At 57.6% G+C, this 18,409-nt stretch carries 20 protein-coding genes; 5 read left to right on the plus strand and 15 right to left on the minus strand.

What is annotated here, in order from left to right; all coding sequences use genetic code 11:
* Nucleotides 1-6 precede the first annotated feature (6 nt).
* The 4 genes from flgE to flgB all read right to left on the minus strand — a co-directional run bounded on the left by flgE (nucleotide 7) and on the right by flgB (nucleotide 2,814).
* Nucleotides 7-1,230, minus strand: a complete 1,224-nt coding sequence (gene flgE, locus FCL49_RS10690) for a flagellar hook protein FlgE (protein WP_174353574.1) — start codon at nucleotides 1,228-1,230, stop codon at nucleotides 7-9.
* A gap of 70 nt (nucleotides 1,231-1,300) precedes the next feature.
* Nucleotides 1,301-1,978, minus strand: a complete 678-nt coding sequence (flgD, locus tag FCL49_RS10695; RefSeq protein WP_174353575.1) for a flagellar hook assembly protein FlgD — start codon at nucleotides 1,976-1,978, stop codon at nucleotides 1,301-1,303.
* A gap of 12 nt (nucleotides 1,979-1,990) precedes the next feature.
* Complete coding sequence (gene flgC / locus FCL49_RS10700; protein ID WP_174353576.1) at nucleotides 1,991-2,395, minus strand: flagellar basal body rod protein FlgC; 405 nt, start codon at nucleotides 2,393-2,395, stop codon at nucleotides 1,991-1,993.
* 5 nt (nucleotides 2,396-2,400) lie between these two features.
* Nucleotides 2,401-2,814: a flagellar basal body rod protein FlgB gene (flgB, locus tag FCL49_RS10705; protein WP_174353577.1), complete on the minus strand. Its 414-nt coding sequence runs from the start codon at nucleotides 2,812-2,814 to the stop codon at nucleotides 2,401-2,403.
* A 160-nt stretch (nucleotides 2,815-2,974) separates the two neighbouring features.
* Here flgB and flgA point away from each other — a divergent pair, with 160 nt between their 5' ends.
* From flgA to FCL49_RS10730, 5 genes are all read left to right on the plus strand, one after another.
* Nucleotides 2,975-3,628 carry a flagellar basal body P-ring formation chaperone FlgA gene (gene flgA, locus FCL49_RS10710; RefSeq protein ID WP_174353578.1) on the plus strand — a complete coding sequence of 218 codons (654 nt, stop codon included), beginning with the start codon at nucleotides 2,975-2,977 and terminating at the stop codon, nucleotides 3,626-3,628.
* Nucleotides 3,629-3,750: 122 nt separating this feature from the next.
* Nucleotides 3,751-4,077 carry a flagellar biosynthesis anti-sigma factor FlgM gene (gene flgM, locus FCL49_RS10715; protein ID WP_174353579.1) on the plus strand — a complete coding sequence of 109 codons (327 nt, stop codon included), beginning with the start codon at nucleotides 3,751-3,753 and terminating at the stop codon, nucleotides 4,075-4,077.
* Between the two features lie 46 nt (nucleotides 4,078-4,123).
* Nucleotides 4,124-4,558, plus strand: coding sequence for a flagella synthesis protein FlgN (locus tag FCL49_RS10720; protein ID WP_174353580.1), 435 nt, complete (start codon nucleotides 4,124-4,126; stop codon nucleotides 4,556-4,558).
* 232 nt (nucleotides 4,559-4,790) lie between these two features.
* A complete protein-coding gene (locus tag FCL49_RS10725) occupies nucleotides 4,791-5,177 on the plus strand; it encodes a type II toxin-antitoxin system RelE/ParE family toxin (RefSeq protein ID WP_174353581.1) in 387 nt (128 codons plus the stop codon).
* Nucleotides 5,158-5,460 carry a helix-turn-helix domain-containing protein gene (locus tag FCL49_RS10730; RefSeq protein WP_174353582.1) on the plus strand — a complete coding sequence of 101 codons (303 nt, stop codon included), beginning with the start codon at nucleotides 5,158-5,160 and terminating at the stop codon, nucleotides 5,458-5,460. Before FCL49_RS10725 ends, FCL49_RS10730 begins: the two co-directional genes overlap by 20 nt.
* 4 nt (nucleotides 5,461-5,464) lie before the next feature.
* Here the strand turns inward: FCL49_RS10730 and FCL49_RS10735 are convergent, their stop codons facing one another.
* From FCL49_RS10735 to cheA, 11 genes are all read right to left on the minus strand, one after another.
* Nucleotides 5,465-5,869: a flagellar protein FlhE gene (locus FCL49_RS10735; RefSeq protein ID WP_174353583.1), complete on the minus strand. Its 405-nt coding sequence runs from the start codon at nucleotides 5,867-5,869 to the stop codon at nucleotides 5,465-5,467.
* Nucleotides 5,869-7,947 carry a flagellar biosynthesis protein FlhA gene (gene flhA, locus FCL49_RS10740; RefSeq protein WP_174353584.1) on the minus strand — a complete coding sequence of 693 codons (2,079 nt, stop codon included), beginning with the start codon at nucleotides 7,945-7,947 and terminating at the stop codon, nucleotides 5,869-5,871. Before flhA ends, FCL49_RS10735 begins: the two co-directional genes overlap by 1 nt.
* Nucleotides 7,940-9,091 carry a flagellar biosynthesis protein FlhB gene (gene flhB, locus FCL49_RS10745; protein ID WP_174353585.1) on the minus strand — a complete coding sequence of 384 codons (1,152 nt, stop codon included), beginning with the start codon at nucleotides 9,089-9,091 and terminating at the stop codon, nucleotides 7,940-7,942. The genes flhA and flhB overlap by 8 nt, the downstream gene beginning before the upstream one ends.
* 176 nt (nucleotides 9,092-9,267) lie before the next feature.
* Complete coding sequence (gene cheZ, locus FCL49_RS10750; RefSeq protein ID WP_153859936.1) at nucleotides 9,268-9,912, minus strand: protein phosphatase CheZ; 645 nt, start codon at nucleotides 9,910-9,912, stop codon at nucleotides 9,268-9,270.
* 11 nt (nucleotides 9,913-9,923) lie between these two features.
* A complete protein-coding gene (gene cheY / locus FCL49_RS10755; RefSeq protein ID WP_012145701.1) occupies nucleotides 9,924-10,313 on the minus strand; it encodes a chemotaxis response regulator CheY in 390 nt (129 codons plus the stop codon).
* 85 nt (nucleotides 10,314-10,398) lie between these two features.
* Nucleotides 10,399-11,448 (minus strand): protein-glutamate methylesterase/protein-glutamine glutaminase, encoded by a 1,050-nt coding sequence (locus tag FCL49_RS10760; RefSeq protein WP_174353586.1) that lies wholly within the window; start codon nucleotides 11,446-11,448, stop codon nucleotides 10,399-10,401.
* Nucleotides 11,448-12,320, minus strand: coding sequence for a protein-glutamate O-methyltransferase CheR (gene cheR / locus FCL49_RS10765; protein WP_026142427.1), 873 nt, complete (start codon nucleotides 12,318-12,320; stop codon nucleotides 11,448-11,450). Before cheR ends, FCL49_RS10760 begins: the two co-directional genes overlap by 1 nt.
* A 28-nt stretch (nucleotides 12,321-12,348) precedes the next feature.
* On the minus strand, nucleotides 12,349-13,974 hold the full coding sequence (locus FCL49_RS10770) for a methyl-accepting chemotaxis protein (RefSeq protein WP_174353587.1): 1,626 nt from the start codon (nucleotides 13,972-13,974) through the stop codon (nucleotides 12,349-12,351).
* 98 nt (nucleotides 13,975-14,072) lie between these two features.
* Nucleotides 14,073-15,743, minus strand: a complete 1,671-nt coding sequence (locus tag FCL49_RS10775; protein ID WP_174353588.1) for a methyl-accepting chemotaxis protein — start codon at nucleotides 15,741-15,743, stop codon at nucleotides 14,073-14,075.
* A gap of 155 nt (nucleotides 15,744-15,898) precedes the next feature.
* Nucleotides 15,899-16,399: a chemotaxis protein CheW gene (cheW, locus tag FCL49_RS10780; protein ID WP_012145706.1), complete on the minus strand. Its 501-nt coding sequence runs from the start codon at nucleotides 16,397-16,399 to the stop codon at nucleotides 15,899-15,901.
* A gap of 32 nt (nucleotides 16,400-16,431) precedes the next feature.
* Complete coding sequence (gene cheA / locus FCL49_RS10785; protein ID WP_174353589.1) at nucleotides 16,432-18,405, minus strand: chemotaxis protein CheA; 1,974 nt, start codon at nucleotides 18,403-18,405, stop codon at nucleotides 16,432-16,434.
* Nucleotides 18,406-18,409: the final 4 nt, after the last annotated feature.

Consider the following 18,409-nt stretch of genomic DNA (forward strand, 5'->3'; position numbering starts at 1 on the left):
ATCCTATTAGCGCAGGCTGACCAGCGTTTGCAGGATCGAGTCCTGCGTTTTAATGGTCTGGGCGTTCGACTGGTAGTTACGCTGGGCGACGATCATATTCACCAACTCCTGGCTCAGATCGACGTTGGAGGCTTCCAGCGCGCCGCTGGTCAACTTGCCAAAACCACCGCCACCCGCAATACCCACACGCGGCTGGCCCGATGCACCGGTTTCCTGCCAGACGTTATCGCCCTGCGAGGACAGGCCTTCCGGGTTGGAGAAGTTGGCCATCACAATCTGCCCCAGCACCTGAGTCTGCTGGTTGGAATAGATGCCCACCACCGTACCGTCGTTGTTAATCTGGAAATTGGTGTACTCACCGGCGCCATAGCCGTCTTGCGACACCTTGCTGACCGAGTCGGCGCTGACGCTCTGTTGCATGCTCTTGGCAAAGCTCAGGCTGAGGTTCTGCGCCGGAGCACCGTCTTTGGCGGACATAGGGATCAGCATGCTGAACTCGGCGGCGGTGCCTTGTTTACTGGTGGTACCGGTCAGGTTGCCGCTGGTATCGAAGGTCATGGTGCCGGCATCGACAGGTGCTGCGGAGCCATCCTGGGTATACACCTGCCACTTGTTTTCGTCAGTCTTCACGAAGTAGGCATTGATGTTATGGGCATTACCCAACGAGTCGTAGGCAGTGATGGTGTTGACGTAGTTATAAGAATCCTGCTTGGTCGGATCGAAGGTCTTGTTGTCCGGTACCTTATGGGTGGATTTCAGGTTGGTTACCATGGTGCCGGAGGTGGACGCCTTGGCGTTCATCATGCCTTCAGGAATGCTGAGCGGCACCGGGTTGGCGCCCTGCTGAATGGTCGGCGGCGTACCGGCAGCCGGATAACCGGTCAACTGCAGGCCCTGCATGTTGGTCAGGTTGCGGTTTTCATCCAGCTTGAACTGGCCGTTACGGCTGTAGAACACGCCACCGTCCTGGTCCTGCATGCGGAAAAAACCGTTGCCGGAAATTGCCACGTCCAGCGCACGACTGGTCCCGGTGGTGGTGCCGCCCTTAAAGTTCTGGGTGATACCCGCAACCTTGACGCCCAGCCCTACCTGCGAACCGGCAAACATGTCGGCAAAGGAAACGGTGCCTGATTTAAAACCGGAAGTGGCGGAGTTAGCGATGTTGTTACCGATCACGTCCAGATTGGTTGCTGCTGCGTTCAAGCCGCTTACTGCCTGAGAAAAGGCCATGTCATTCTCCGAATAATGTTTAGGCTATCGTCCGATAACGCCCTGTGAATGGGTGAAATAAAAAATCGAATTAAAGAATTTGGCGGACTTCTTCCAGCGTGGTGCTCCCCGCCAGGCCCAGATCCAGCTTCGCGCCGTTCGCGTCGCGGATAACGCCGTTGACCATGCCAAAGTGCAGGCTGCGCGCCACCAACTGCTCACCGTTGCCCTTGGCGTTGATGGTGAAGCTGTAGGCTCCGTCGGGTGCAGCGGTGCCGTCCGTCATCGAACCGTCCCAGCTAAACGAATGCACCCCGGCGGTCAAACCACCGAGTTCGATAGTGCGTACCGCTTTGCCGGTGGCGTCGGTAATGGTGGCGGTCACCGAGTCGGCCGCACGCTCCAGTTCCAGACCAAACGGCGTGGTGCTGACCTTGCCGTCTTTGCTGCCGGCCAGGATATTACTGCCGGGGACCATCACGCCGTGACCGATCAGGGCACTGGCCTGCAATGACTGATTGCTGTTGATCTGGCCGGAAATAGAGCCCAGCGTGGTATTGAGTTTCTCGATGCCCTGAACGGTGTTGATCTGCGCCAATTGGCTGGTCAGCTCATTGTTCTGCATCGGGTTGGTCGGATCCTGATTCTTCAACTGCGCCACCAGCAGCGTCAGGAAGCTGTTGTTCAGATCCTGGCTGGTGTTATTTTTGGCGTCAGCGCCGATGATGCTGTTATCCAGCGATTCATTGGTTGTTGCGGCAATGGCCATGGCAAGCTCCGGTTATTGACCCAGCGTCAGGGTTTTCATCATCATCGACTTGGTGGTGTTGAGCACCTCGACGTTGGCCTGATAGCTGCGGGAGGCGGAAATGGTATTGACCATCTCCCCCACCACATCCACGTTCGGCATACGGACATAGCCTTTGCCGTCTGCCAGCGGGTTGCCCGGTTGGTAAACCAGACGCTCCGGTGCGGGGTCATCTACCACCTGCGCTACGCGTACACCGCCGGTTGGCTGGCCGGGGGCGGCGGCGACTTCAAACACCACCTGTTTGGCGCGATAGGGCTGGCCGTCCGGGCCGGTGACGCTGTCGGCGTTGGCCATGTTGCTGGCGCTGACGTTCAGGCGTTGCGACTGGGCGGACAGCGCCGAGCCGGAGATATCAAAAATATTCAGTAGCGACATGCGCCTTATCCTTGTTGTAACACTGACATCATCCCTTTGATCTGACCGTTGAGCAGCGTCAGGTCGGTCTGATATTTCAGGCTGTTATCGGCGAAGTTGGTGCGTTCGCGATCCATGTCCACCGTATTACCGTCCATGGACGGTTGATCCGGCACGCGGAACAGCAAGTCGAGCTGTGGCGGCTGCATGTTCTGCGCTGGAATGTGGCGTGCGGACGTCATGTTCAGCGCAATGCCACTGCCGCTGACACGGCCCTGTTCCATCACCTTGTTCAATTGGCTGGCGAAATCTATGTCCCGCGCCTGATAGCCCGGAGTGTCTGCGTTGGCGATGTTGGCGGCCAGAATTTCCTGCCGCTGGGCGCGCAGGTTCAGCGCCTCTTGACCAAAGCGCAGAGCAGCGTCCAGTTTGTCGATCATGCTCCCTCCGCGAGGTTAGAATTTGGAGCCGACAGCATAAACGCCTCTTCTACCAGCCTATCGTGGGAATAAGAGCAAAATGCGTCGCTATTTATCTGCTTAGCCTGAACGCAGTCCGGGTACACTTACGCGTATCCTGATGGTTGTGGTGGAAGCGAAGATGAAAGGTAAAATGCTGCTGTTGGCAGCGCTGCTGTGCAGCCTGAACGCACGGGCCGAGGATCTGGCGGCGCAGATTGAAAGCTTCGTCACCAGCCAGTTCAGCGGCAGTCCGGTACAGGTTAAAGTGCTGGTGCGCACGCCTGTGGCCCTGTGGCCAGCGTGCGAATTTCCGCAGCTGTCTCTCGCCTCCAGTGCCCGCCGTTGGGGCAACATCAGTATTTCGGCGCGCTGTGGTCAGGAACGGCGTTTCATCCAGACGCAGGTTCAGGTGATCGGCAAATACCTGGTGTCGGCTCGCTCAGTCAATGCCGGCAGCAAGCTGGCGGCGGCGGATATCAAATTGAAAAGTGGTCGACTCGACACGCTGCCACCCCGTACGCTGTCTGAAGCCGGCAAGGCGCTGGGTGCCGTCAGCCTGCGCAATATCAGCCCCGGCCAGCCGCTGACCCTGGCCATGCTGCGCCGCGCCTGGGTGATCAAGGCCGGTCAGGCCGTGCAGGTGACTGCGCAGGGGGACGGATTTAACATCAGCGGATCTGGCAAGGCGATGAACAACGCCGCCACAGAAGATAGCGTCCGCGTGCGCATGGCCTCCGGACAAATTGTTAACGGTATTGTCGGTGACGACGGTGCTATTCGCATCACCTTATAAAAAGGTAAAGGTTTATCAAATCTTGCCGATAATAAAATCATAAGCAGTATCTTACTGGCCGCCAGGGCCACAAAAAGTATCAGCCATTGCCTGCCAGGTGACGGCATTGATGGAGATTGACCATGAGTATCGATCGCACCCAGCGGCTGCAACCCGTTCCCACGGTGCAACCGCGTGAGACGCCGGCGGAGAATCAACTTCAGCCACGTAAAGCCGCCCAGACGGAAAGCGCCGTCAGCGGCACCCAGGTAAAATTGAGCGATGCGCAAGCGCGCCTGATGCAACCGGGGACGCAGGATATTGATATGAACCGGGTGGACGCCATTAAACAGGCGATCCGCAACGGCGAGCTGAAAATGGATGCCGGCAAAATTGCCGATGCACTGCTGCAGGACGTGCAAGGCGATGCCCAGTGGATGTCGAACGGCAACCCATCGCCAAAGGTTTGACCGCCAGGTTAAACATCTGGAACTCTTTGAAAGGTGATTTATCGTAATGGAAAATCTGGCGCAACTGATTAATAAGCTGCTGGAAACCCTGCAAGCGCTGGATACGGTGCTAACGGAAGAACATCATTTGCTGTGCTCTGGCCAATTGCCAGGCGTGGCATTGCAACGTGCTACCGACGCCAAGAGCCAACTGCTGGCTACGGTAAACTATCTGGAACAACAGCGGCTGCAGTTGGAAAGTGCGTTGGGGCAACAGGCCCCCTATTCCGCGCATCCACGTCTGGCAGACGCCTGGCAACGGGTGCAGGCGCTCAGCCAATTGCTGCGGGAAAAAAACCAGCATAACGGCATGCTGCTCAATCAGCAGATCGATCACAACGCTCAGGCGCTGGCGATCCTGAGCAAGCAAAACAAATCGCTGTACGGCCCGGATGGCCAGTCGCGTAACGCCAGCCTGCTGGGGCGTAAAATCGGCGTTTAAATCAACGAAACCTCACCCGGTAATGTCACCGTTTCGCCGGGTGTCCCTTCCTCATTGCGAGACAACTCGCACTTCAATTGCCACTTTATCCAGCCACCTGATTTTGTTTTAGTAACACTACACATACATGGTATTTCCGTCTGTCCTCCCCCATCCCGTTCCCCCACCCTGTGTTGGTTTTTAAACCACTTGATCTATACCCATAAAGGGGATAGTTTGACAGGGAGTGTGAATGACCGATATTTACCTCACCAAAACATTCCAGGCATTCGCTACTCACGAACGTATTAGCGACGCCACGGTGATCAAAGCTGCACGTGAAATACAAAACCAACTGTACGATGCCAATTTGGGCAGTTGCGTTTATAAGAAACGAGTCGCCCGTGCCGGCGCCGGTAAACGCGGCGGTTACCGGGTGCTGATCGCCTTTCGAGATGAGGACCGGTTTTTTTTCATGCGGGGATTTGCCAAAAATGAAATGGACAACATTGCCAGTGATGAATTAGTGGCGTTGAAGCGCCTTGCCGCGCTTTATCTGGACTATTCGCCTTTCAGGCTTTATCAGTTGGTTAATGACAAGAGGTTGAGGAGACTGACCTATGAGCAAGATTCTTGCTGAAATCCACCAGGAAGTGCAGGAGCTGTATCAGGCCGGATTTGTCGATACCGGCACCATGCGCACCTTCGACATACTGTGCTTACGCCCGGTCAAACAATATACTCCAGCGGACATCCGTGCCCTGCGCGAGCGTGAAAACGTCAGCCAGCCGGTGTTTGCCTTGCATCTGAACGTCAGCAAAAAGGCGGTGCAAAAATGGGAACGTGGCGAAGCCGTGCCCAACTCTGCCGCAATGAAACTACTTTCGCTGGTCGACCGCAACGGTCTGGCGATCCTCGCCTAGACCGTTACTGGTAATTGACAATCACCTGATTACTGATCACCCGCAGCGGCGGGTTCAAACTGCCGCGCGCCTGCACATAATAGACAAAACGCAGCTCGGCGTTCGCCGGTTCGCCCTGCAACCCGGTACTGCTGCCGCTGCCGCCGCTCAGCGCAATACAGCGGGTCAAAGTACAAAGCTGCGCCTGCATACCGGCCGGTTCGGCGGCCAGTAACCGGTAACGCCAACTGACGCTGGTAATACGCGCATTGGCATTCGGTAACTCGTTGGGTGCACGCAGCCCCGGTGATTCTCCCCGCTCCCCGCCCTGTTCCAGCGTGGCACCCACGCTGTCGGCTACCCAGGAACCGGACGCCGCCTGCAAGCTCAGCGGAGCCAACAGGCAGATTACCGCCATGCTGTATTTCATTATGCAGCCCCAATGGTCGAGGTCATGCGGATTTGACGGTCGTCGTTGATTTCCAGATTCGACAGCACCACCAGTTGCGGCAGGCTACGACGCAGGAAGCGTGCCAGCAAGGCCCGTAGCGCATGGTTCACCAGTAACACCGGTGGCGCACTGAGCATTTCCTGACGCTGCAACGCCTGTTTGGCCTGCTCCAGCAGACGATCCGCCAACCCTGGCTCCAGACCGCCACCGCCCTGCAACGCCTGCAATAACAGACGCTCAAGTTGGGTGTCCAGACCAATGACCTGAATTTCACCGTTGCCCGGGAACCACTGCTGGGTGATGGCCCGTCCCAACGCGACCCGCACCACGGTCGTCAGTTCATAGGGGTCGGTTTGTGTCGGTGCATGCTCCGCCAGAGTTTCGATAATGGTGCGCATATCTCGGATCGAAACCCGTTCAGTCAGCAGGTTCTGCAACACCTTGTGCAAGGTGGTCAGCGTCACCACGCCCGGCACGAAATCTTCGGTCAATTTCGGCATGTCCTGCGCTACACGATCCAACAGCTGCTGCGTTTCCTGGCGACCAAACAGCTCGCTGGCGAACTGACCAATCAGATGATTCAGGTGGGTTGCTACCACGGTGCTGGCTTCTACCACGGTAAAACCCTGGATCTGTGCCTGCTCACGCAGCGCACTGTCAATCCATACCGCTTCCAGCCCAAACGCCGGATCGGTGGTTTTATCCCCCGCCAATTCACCCACCGCGTTGCCGGGGTTAATCGCCAGCCAACGTCCCGGTTGGGCTTCACCGCTGCCGATTTCTACCCCCTTCATCAGAATGCGGTAACTGGCAGGCGGCAATTCCAGGTTGTCGCGAATGTGCACCACCGGCGGCAGGTAACCCATCTCCTGCGCGAACTTTTTACGGATACCGCGGATACGGCCAAGCAGTTCGCCGTTCTGCTGGAAATCCACCATCGGGATCAATCGATAACCGACCTCCATCCCCAGCGGATCTTCCAACTGTACGTCAGACCAACTGGCTTCCACCGCCTGCGGGTTGTCCTGCGTTATCGGCGTTTCCTGCTCTTTGGGGGCTTGCTGGTCCCGCCCACGCAGCCACCAGGCCAATCCCAACAGAGCGGCGGTGAACAGCAGGAAGACCAGGTTCGGCATCCCCGGCACCATGCCAAGCAGGCCGAGTACTGCAGCACTGAGCAACATGACGCGCGGATTGTTGAACAGTTGGCCGACCATTTGCTCGCCAACGTCCTGATCGGTCGCCACGCGGGTCACGATAACGCCGGCCGCGGTCGAAATAACCAACGCCGGGATCTGCGCCACCAAACCGTCACCGATAGTCAGCAAGGTATAGGTTTCCGCCGCCGTACCCACTTCCATCCCGTGCTGGATCACCCCGACCAGCAGACCCCCGACCACGTTCAGTATCATGATCATCAGGCCGGCGACCGCATCGCCACGAACGAACTTACTGGCACCGTCCATCGAGCCGTAGAAGTCGGCCTCTTGCGTGACTTCAGAACGGCGTTTTTTCGCTTCTTCTTCACCGATCAAACCGGCGTTGAGATCGGCATCGATCGCCATCTGCTTGCCCGGCATGCCGTCCAGCACAAAACGCGCGCCTACTTCGGCGATACGTCCGGCACCCTTGGTGATCACCATAAAGTTGATCAGCACCAGAATGATAAACACCACAATACCAATGGCGAAGTTACCGCCCACCAGGAAGTGGCCGAAGGCTTCTACCACACGCCCGGCCGCGGCGGAGCCGGTATGCCCTTCCATCAGGATGATGCGCGTCGAGGCTACGTTGAGCGACAGACGCAGTAAGGTCGAGAACAGCAAGATGGTGGGGAATGCGGCAAATTCCAGCGTACGCTGGGTAAACATCGCGACCAGCAGCACCATGATCGACAAGGCAATATTGAAGGTGAACAACAGATCGAGGATAAATGCCGGCAACGGCAGCACCATCATCGACAGGATCATCAAAATCAGTATCGGGCCGGCCAATACCTGCCACTGCGTATCTTTAAAACTGCCCGGCAAACGAAGCAAGGCGGCCAAATTAGCCATTAGTGTCACTTTCTCCAGCAAAATCCAGTGCTTCCGGCACCGGTAAACGTTCAGGTTTTTTCGGGATCAGCCCACCTTCGCGCCGCCAGCGTCTTAGCTGGTAAACCCAGGCCAGAACTTCGGCCACGGCGGCATACAGGGTGGCGGGAATGTGTTGTCCAATCTCGCTGTGTCGATACAGCGCACGCGCCAGCGGCGGCGCCTCCAGCATCGGGATACGGTGTTCCATACCCAGTTCGCGGATACGCAGCGCAATTTCGCCGGCGCCCTTGGCCAGCACCTTCGGCGCGCTCATTTTTTTGTCGTTGTACTGCAGTGCGACGGCGTAATGGGTTGGGTTGGTGACGATAACATCAGCCTTGGGTACGTCGGTCATCATGCGCCGCCGGGCTATGGCACGCTGCTGTTGGCGAATACGCCCTTTAACGTGCGGATCGCCCTCCTGGTCCTTGAACTCGTCGCGGATGTCCTGCTTGGTCATCTTCAACTTTTTGAAGTGGCTCCAAAGCTGATAAAACACGTCAAACGCCACCATCGGCGTTAGCGCCAGCACCACCAGCAAACCGCAAAAGATGATCATCTGCAGCGCATTAGCCAGCGCGTCGAGCGGCTGTTGCGTCACCAGATGCAGCATCGCCGCCCAGTTGTGCCACAGGTATAAACCGGTGACCCAGCCCACCAACGTCGCCTTCAGGATACCCTTCAGCAGTTCTGCCAGTACCTGGCTGGAAAAGATCCGTTTCAGACCGGACAGCGGATTCATACGCTTTAAATCGAACTTGAGCGATTTGCCGCTGAGCAGCAGGCCGCCCAACAGCATCGGCGCGGTGATGGCCACCAGCGTAAGCCCCGCCATCACCGGCAACAGCGCCCATACCGCCTGGCGTAACAGCATCCCCAGCTGGCGCAGCATCTGTTTATCATTGCTGACCATGCTGTGATCGAAATTCAGACCCTGCGTCAGCATCATCGCCAGCTGTTGCGACATATTGCCGCCGGCTACCCAGATGATCGATAAGCCCGCCACCAGCATCAACACCGACGTCAACTCGCGCGAACGCGGGATCTGGCCATCTTCACGCGCCTTTTCCACCCGGTGGGGTGTGGGGGCCTCGCTCTTTTCCAGATCGCTGTCTTCAGCCACGGATGCGCTTCCTGTGCCGGGAGGGAATAAAATTGCCGCCAGCATGCCAAAAAATCGCGGATTTCATTGATGGAACAGCGGGGAAAAAGGCGGGTTATTTGCGGGATGAGTGAATGGGGAAACGTTAAGACCCTTTCTGATACCTGGGACGCAGCAAAGCCGCGCCCCAGAGAACATCAGAAACCGAGGCTGTCGAGCAGGTCGTCTACCTGCGCCTGGTTGGCGATCACACCGGCACCGTTCTGGTCGAGCTGCGGGCCATTAAGCAGGCTGTCGTTCGGCTTTTTCTCTTTCGCCGGCTGTTCAGGAATATTTTCCATCAGCACCATCAGCAACTGTTTTTCAATCTCCTGCACCACGTCCATCATGCGTTTGATCACCTGACCGGTCAGATCCTGGAAGTCCTGCGCCATCATGATTTCCAGCAACTGGGCATTGGTGAATGCCGTATGCTCCGGCACCTGCTCCAGGTATTGACGGGTGTCTGTGACCAGCTCGCGCGCGTCGTCCAGTTCGATCGGATCGGCGAACCAGTCGTCCCAGCGGCCTTTTAACGCCTTGGCTTCTGATTCCAGCGACGCCTGACGCGGCTGCGCGGCTTCCACACAGTTCAACGCCCGTTCCGCTGCCTGCGCCGTCATGGTGACCACGTAATCCAGACGATCGCGTGCATCCGGGATTGCCTCTGCCGCCTGGGCGATCGCCTGATCAAGCCCCAGTTCGCGCATGCTGTCGCGCAACATGCGCGTCAGTTGGCCAATGCGGGAGATAATCTCTCCCGCGGTTGCCGCATCGCTGGCAGGCATTGGAATGTCTCTCATCGCCCCTCTCCTTACATGCCCAGTTTTTCAAAGATCTTGTTGAGCTTTTCTTCCAGCGTTGCCGCCGTAAAAGGTTTCACCACGTAACCGCTGGCACCGGCCTGCGCCGCCGCGATAATGTTTTCTTTCTTGGCTTCCGCCGTGACCATCAGTACCGGCATGCTCGCCAACGCGCCGTCGGCACGAATGGTTTGCAACAGCTCCAGGCCGTCCATGTTCGGCATGTTCCAGTCGGAGACCACAAAGTCAAAATCACCGGCACGCAGTTTGTTCAGTGCGTCAGCGCCGTCCTCAGCTTCTTCAACGTTGTTGAATCCCAACTCTTTCAGCAAGTTTCTGACGATGCGACGCATAGTGGAAAAGTCATCGACCACCAGAAACTTGAGGCTCTTGTCTGCCATTTTTATTCCCAACCTTTTAATTATTCAAAACAACGGCCACCTCGCGGCGGCCATTAGCGATAGCCCTGTCAAAAAGGGCATAAAATCAAATACGTAGTGCCTGACCACCGGAAATTTGCGCCAGCATGCGTTGGCTCATGCGATCCAACTCCACCACTTCGTTGACGCCACCGGTAGCAATCGCCTCGCGCGGCATACCGAATACCACGCAGCTGGCTTCGTTCTGCGCCAGGGTATAAGCACCGGCGCGATGCATTTCCAGCATGCCCATCGCGCCGTCATTACCCATGCCGGTCAGGATCACGCCCACGGCATTGCGTCCGGCGTACTGCGCGACCGAGCGGAACAGCACGTCCACCGAAGGCCGGTGCCGGTTGACCGGTGGGCCATCGTGCAGTTTCACCTGGTAATTCGCCCCGCTGCGTGACAATTCCAGATGGCGATCGCCCGGTGCGATATAGGCATGGCCCGGCAGTACGCGTTCGCCGTCTTCGGCCTCTTTCACCGTGATCTGGCACAGCTTGTTCAGCCGTTCGGCAAACGAACGGGTAAAGCCCGGTGGCATATGCTGGGTGATCAATAACGCCGGGCTGGTCGCCGGTAGCGGCTGCAACACCTGGCGGATCGCTTCGGTACCGCCGGTAGAGGCGCCGATGGCGATCAGTTTTTCACTGCTCAACAGCGGTGTATGACTGAGTATCGCCGGGGCTGGGCTAGTGGAGCGCTGTGGTAGCCGCGCCTTGGCCGCCGTGCGGATTTTCTCGGCAATCAGTTCGCTGTAGGCCAGCATGCCCTCACGAATACCCAACTGCGGTTTGGTGACGAAATCCACCGCCCCCAACTCCAGCGCACGCAGCGTAATTTCTGACCCCTTGCCCGTCAGTGATGACACCATCACCACCGGCATCGGCCGCAGACGCATCAGTTTCTCAAGGAAGTCGAGGCCATCCATGCGCGGCATTTCGACGTCCAGCGTCAGCACCTGGGGGTTAAATTTTTTGATCAGATCGCGTGCGACCAGCGGATCCGGCGCGCTCGCCACCATCTCCATATCGGGGTGGCTGTTGACAATTTCGGTCATCAACTGCCGCATCAGGGCCGAGTCGTCCACGCACAATACTCTGATTTTATTCATTACCTCTCCTTGGTCAGCCCATACACGGTCTGCCCACGCAAGTAGAAATCCCGGCTGATCTGGCTGAAGTTCTCTGAGTGGCCGGCAAACATCAGCCCCCCAGGTTTAAGCAAGGGCACGAAGCGACGCAGAATGCGCTCCTGTGTCGCCTTGTCGAAATAGATCATCACGTTGCGGCAGAAAATGGCGTCAAATTGCCCCGGCAGTGCCCATTCGGGTGCCAATAGATTGAGCGACTGAAAATTCACCCGCCCCGCCAGTTCCGGTCGCACCCGCACCAACCCCTGATGCGGCCCAGTGCCGCGCAGGAAATAACGCTGCATCTGCGTCGGCGTCAAGGTGCGCAAGTCTTCCTGGCGATAAACCCCCGCCTCGGCCTTTTCCAGTACCTGGGTATCGATGTCACTGGCCCACACCTGGCAACCGGTGGCACGTTGCCCCAGCACTTCACTGAGCGTGATGGCGATCGAGTAAGGTTCTTCACCGGTCGATGCCGCGGTGCTCCACACGCAGTAACCGTTAGGCCGCGATCGCGCATGCTCCGCCAGGATCGGGAAGTGATGCGCTTCGCGGAAAAAAGCCGTCAGGTTGGTGGTCAGCGCGTTGATAAACGCCTGCCATTCGGCGCTGTTCGGATCGCTTTCCAATAGCGCCAGATAGTCGCCAAAATCGTTCAGGCCCAACAGTCGCAGACGTCGTACCAAACGGTTGTAAACCATCTCGCGTTTGTGCTCTGCCAGCACGATACCGGCGCGCTGGTAAATCAGCTGGCTGATACGGCGAAAATGCACATCCAGCAACGGCAGACGCTGTACCATCTGCGTCAATAAGGTCGCAGGATCTCGGTTAGGGGTCGAGGGTGCCGGCTTCATACCATGTCACTCAAAAAAAACGGGCTGCTTATGCGGTTTGACAATCTGGGGCTTCCTTTACCACGGGTGAAACTGCGTTTTGAGAGTTGGCCGGAGCGGTGAAGTTATCGTCCGCCAGGCGGAATACCGATACCGCGTCGGCCAGGGTAATAGCCTGTTCCTCCAGCGCGACGGCCGCCGAGGCCGCTTCCTCCACCAGTGCGGCGTTTTGTTGTGTTACCTGATCCATCTGGGTTACCGCCTGCGTCACCTGTTCAATACCGCGGCTCTGCTCATCAGACGCCGAGGCGATTTCACCCATAATGTCGGTAACCCGGGTGACCGAACGCACGATGTCCTGCATGGTGGCACCGGAGTTTTCCACCAGCACCGACCCTTGCTTGACGCGGCTGACCGATTCGTCGATCAGCCCTTTGATTTCTTTCGCCGCCTGCGCGCTGCGTTGCGCCAGGTTGCGTACTTCACCGGCCACCACCGCAAAACCTCTGCCCTGCTCACCGGCGCGCGCCGCTTCTACCGCTGCATTCAGCGCCAGTATATTGGTCTGGAAAGCAATACCGTCGATCACGCTGGTAATGGCGCCAATCTTCTGCGAACTGTTGGCGATATCATGCATGGTGGTCACCACGGCCCCTGCCATCTCACCGCCTTTGGCCGCGGTGCTTGAGGCGTCACGCGCCAGTTGTGAAGCCTGACGTGCGTTATCGGCGTTCTGTTTCACCGTGGCGGTCAGTTGCTCCATGCTGGCGGCGGTTTCTTCCAACGAGGCGGCCTGCTGTTCGGTACGGGAAGAGAGATCGTTGTTGCCCTCGGAAATTTCCTGCAGGCCGATCAGGATCGACTCCGCCCCGTCGCGCACCGCACCCACGGTGCCGATCAGCGACTGCTGCATGCGCTGCAGGCTGGCGAACAGTTGGCTGATTTCGTTACGGCCGTACACCTGGATCGGCGTAGCCAGATCGCCGGCGGCAATGCGGTCAAAATGACTGCGCATGATATCCAGCGGTCTTACCAACATGTTACGCAGCCACCACAAGGCACTACCGGTGACCACAATCAGCATCAGTACCGCACCGGCCACCAGCCAGCCGGACAGGGTAAAGGAGCGCTGATTCGACGCATTGGCGTCGCTGACGTTGGCGCTCACCAATTGCAGATACTGGACAAAATCGGCTTCAAACAGGTCCTGGGTTTTCTGCGTCGGCTGGTCCATAAACGCCTGCAGGTTATCGTTCTCCAGGAAGCCAATCAGCTCACGCAGGGTGTTGCGCAGCCGGTCATAGCTGGCCTTGGTGGTTGCCGTCAGCTGTTGTTCCTGTTCGCTGTTACGCGGTACCGCCAGGAACTGGTTGAAATAGAGGTCGGCTTTTTGCAGCGAACTGCGCGCGTTGCCCATCAGCGCATTGACCTGATCCTGCGGCAGCTTGAGCGCCGCACGGGTTCCGGCGCGGTTGAGCGTATTACGAGCCTGTAACAGCGATACCCAGCTCAGGCTGAGGGCATCGCGCTGCTGGCTGCCGAGGGTGATCAGATTCAGGTTGTGGTTATCGGAACGAAAAGCGGTGTACGACAAGCCGCTGGTGGCCAACTGCATAACACAAAAAGTCATCAACAACAGAAACAGACTGGTAGAGACGCGGATTCGGTTAAACACTGTGAACCTCCTTGCAGCCGGCCGGTGGCCAGCTCAGATTTCTGGCTAAGCAGACGGGGATTCGGCCTCCCCCTGACAGGAAGGAGGCCCAATGCCGGTTAGAACGTTTCCCAGTTATCCTGCGGATCGCTGGCGTTCATTTTTTTATGATTGAGTACCGGGGTGACTGTTGCCTTGCTGCTGGCGGGCATTTTGAATTCGTCCTGGCCTGCCGCTTTCAGACGGAACACCGCCACCGACTGGGTCAGCATGCTGGCCTGCTCTTCCAGCGCCGCCGCCGCAGACGCGGACTCTTCCACCAACGAGGCGTTCTGCTGGGTGACGCGGTCCATTTCCGCAACCGCCTGGCCGACCTGATCGATACCACGGCTTTGTTCGTCGGACGCCGAGGCGATCTCCCCCATGATGTCGGTAACGCGGGTGACTGCATTGACGATATCGCCCATGGTTTCACCGGCGCTTTCTACCAGTACCGAGCCCATATCGACGCGATTGACGGAATCTTCGATCAACCCTTTGATTTCCTTCGCCGCCTGGGCACTACGCTGTGCCAGATTGCGCACTTCGCCAGCGACTACCGCAAAACCACGGCCCTGCTCACCGGCACGTGCCGCTTCGACCGCCGCATTCAATGCCAGGATGTTGGTCTGGAAGGCAATACCGTCGATCACGCCGGTAATGTCGGCAATTTTCTGCGAACTACCGGCGATGTCATGCATGGTTTGCACCACATTGGCCACCACCTTGCCGCCTTTCTGCGCGGTTTCGGAGGCGCTCAACGCCAGTTGGCTGGCCTGACGGGCATTTTCGGCGTTCTGTTTCACCGTGGCGGTCAGTTGCTCCATGCTGGCAGCGGTTTCCTCTAGTGAGGCGGCCTGCTGCTCGGTACGGGAAGAAAGGTCGTTGTTGCCGGCGGCAATTTCAGATGCACCGCTATAAATAGCATCGGCACCCTGACGCACGCCGCTAACGGTGTCGATCAGTTCGTTTTGCATATGCTTGAGGCTGGCGGCCAGCACGCCCATTTCATTGCGGCTGGTCACGGCGATCGGCTGGGTCAAATCACCGGCAGCAATCATTTTGATGTGTTCGATCATGCGGTTCAGCGGACGCACCAGAATGTGGTGAATACCGCTCCACACCAGGACGATTACCGCCAGTACCGCCAACAGCACTACCGCCAGCGTCCAGATAGCGAAGTTGAAGGAGTTGTTACTGTCTTCCACTGCGCTCTGGTAAAGCTTGTCGTTCTGCGCCAGGTAGGTGTTGTAGATATCTTCGAACGCGTCCTGATAGCTTTGCGTCGGCTGGTCAAAGAAGGCGTTGATTTTGCCCTCACCCAGCAACACGGTCAGTTCGGTCAAGGCACCGTGCAGAATGCCGTATTGCTGCTTGAGCTTTTCGGCCGCTTGCGCGTCCTGACGGGCATTGAGAGGAATTTTGTCATAGGCGGCATAGTGTTGCTCCGCCACCACCAGGTTGCTTTTGGCTCGCGCCAACAGCTCGGCGACGGTAGCACCGCTGCCAATATTGTTGGTATCCATCATGTGGCGGATACCGGCACGGTTTAGCGTGTTGCGAGCCTGCAGCAGGTTGACCCAGCTTTCGTTCAGCTCTGACTGTTGCTGACGAATGGTCTGCAATACGGTGAAGTTTTCTTTGTCATTCTTCAGTGAGGAGAAGAAGAGCCCGCCTGAAACCAGCTGCAAGGCGCCAAATAACACCAGCACCAGTAACAGGCTGGTGACCACCTTCATACGATTAAACATGTTTTCCCTTGATAAACGCCCGCGCGGACAGGCCCTGATTACGTTGATTGACAGAGTTATCGGCGCGGCGGGAAAGAACTTTATGCGAGGAGGTAACTATTTTTATGTAGGTTTCAGGGCGCAGCATGCAGCGCCCCTTCGCAGAGCCTGGTGGATCAGGCGCTTTTCGCCACGCTGTCGACCAGGGACATCTCTTCGCTGCTCAGCAGCTTTTCGATATCCACCAGGATCAACATACGGTCACCCAGCGAACCCAAGCCGGTCAGGTATTCGGTTGCCAGGGTCACGGCAAATTCCGGTGCCGGACGGATCTGCTCGGTGGTCAGCGACAGCACGTCGGATACGCCGTCGACCACGATACCCACCACCCGTTGGCCAAAGTTCAGCACGATCACCACGGTGTTTTCATCGTAAGACACATCCTGCTGAGCAAATTTCACCCGCAGGTCGATAATCGGCACAATCACGCCGCGCAGGTTGGTGACGCCCTTGATAAAGGCCGGAGTGTTGGCGATGCGAGTCACCTGATCGTATCCGCGGATCTCCTGCACCTTGAGGATATCAATGCCATATTCCTCATTGCCCAAGGTAAAAATCAGGAATTCTTGCCCTACCGTTTCGCCAGCCAGTTTGCTGACGGTTGCCAGTCCTGCCATGTCATTCACCTTTAAAATCAATAGATTAATTATTATGCGGCTGCGTCGGTCTGACGCTGTTCACGGTTCAGCGTTTGCAGCGCCGAGACATCGACAATCAGCGCCACGCTGCCATCGCCGAGAATAGTGGCGGCGGAAATACCCGGCACTTTGCGATAGTTGCTTTCCAGATTCTTCACCACTACCTGATGCTGACCGACCAATTGATCTACCAGTAACGCATAGCGACGACCGGCACTTTGCAGGATCACCACAATGCCCTGAGTGGCATCGGTTTTAGCGCCCTCTACTTCGAACACCCGGAACAATTCCACCAGCGGCAGATATTCACCGCGCACCTGCAACACCCGCTCGCCACCGGCCAATGGATGCAGGTCTTCGGCCTGCGGCTGCAGTGACTCCATCACCGCGTTGAGCGGCAGGATAAACACTTCGTCGTTCACCTTGACCGACATACCGTCGAGAATGGCCAGCGTCAACGGCAGCAGGATACGGATCGCGGTACCCTTGCCTGCCTGAGAATGGATTTCTACATGCCCACCCATCTCCTGAATATTTCGCTTCACCACGTCCATGCCGACACCGCGACCGGACACATCGGTGACCTGTTCGGCAGTGGAGAAACCCGGGGCGAAAATCAACATGCCGACATCTTCATCGCTCATGCTGTCACTGACTGCCAGCCCCTGTGAGGCCGCTTTGGCGAGAATTTTCTCACGGTTCAGACCGGCGCCGTCGTCGGTCACCTCGATGCAGATATTGCCGCCCTGATGCTCCGCCGACAGGATCAGATTACCCACCGCCGATTTCCCGGCCGCGACACGCGTATCGGGATCTTCAATGCCGTGATCCAGACTGTTGCGCACCAGGTGGGTCAAGGGATCGATAATGCGTTCGATCAGGCTTTTATCCAGTTCGGTCGAGCTGCCCTGGAGCTGCAACTCCACCTGTTTATTCAGTTTGCCGGCCAGATCGCGCACCAGTCGCGGGAAGCGGCTGAACACATACTCCATCGGCATCATACGGATCGACATCACCGACTCTTGCAAGTCGCGCGCGTTGCGTTCCAACTGGCTCATGCTGTTGAGCAGGTCACCGTGATTCACCGGATCCAGGCTGCCCGAACGCTGCGCCAGCATCGATTGGGTAATCACCAGTTCACCGACCAGGTTGATCAATTGGTCCACCTTCTCTACCGCTACGCGGATGCTGGTGGATTCACTGGCCTTGGCCCGTGGTTTGGCGGCTTCGACAGCCGCAGGGGCCGGTTTGACCACCGGAGCTACCGCGGCGGCAGGCGCTGACGGTGCGGCTGCAACTGGCGCGACTTCGGCCTGCGGCGGCGTGGCGAAGCTGATTTGCTCCGGCTCCAGTACAAAACAGAGTACCGCGCTGATGTCATCTTCGCTGGCGGAGGTCAGCAGCGTCACTTCCAGGCTGTTTTCGGTCTGCAGCGGGTTTTTCACCTCACCCAGATTCCCCAGCTCTTCGAGCATCAGCGGGACTTCGCTGGGCTTGAGGCCACTCAGGCAAATGCGCATCCCGCCTTCAATAGCCGCAGGGACCGCGACGGCATGTTCCGTGGCCGGATGCGCTGCGGGGGCATCCTGTTGCTGCGCGTCCAACGCCAGCTGCCGCAACGCCTGGCAGATGTATTCAAAGCTGTCGGCGTCAGGTTTTTGCGACGTCTTATAGGCGTCCAGTTGCTCCTGCATAATGTCTTTGGTTTCCAGAAACAGGTTGATAATCTCGGTGCTCAGGCTCATTTCCTGGCGCCGCGCACCGTCGAGCAGGTTCTCCAGCAGATGGGTGGTTTCCTGCAGTACCGTAAAACCAAAGGTAGCCGCGCCCCCTTTAATGGAATGCGCTGCGCGGAAAATGGCGTTCAGCGGCTCAATGTCCGGCGCCAGCGGATCCAACTCCAGCAGGTGTTGCTCCATATCGGCCAGCAACTCGTCTGCTTCATCAAAAAAGGTCTGATAAAACGCACTAATATCCATGCTCACGGGA

The sequence above is a fragment of the Serratia proteamaculans genome (assembly GCF_013337185.1).
In the GTDB taxonomy this organism is placed as follows: domain Bacteria; phylum Pseudomonadota; class Gammaproteobacteria; order Enterobacterales; family Enterobacteriaceae; genus Serratia; species Serratia proteamaculans_D.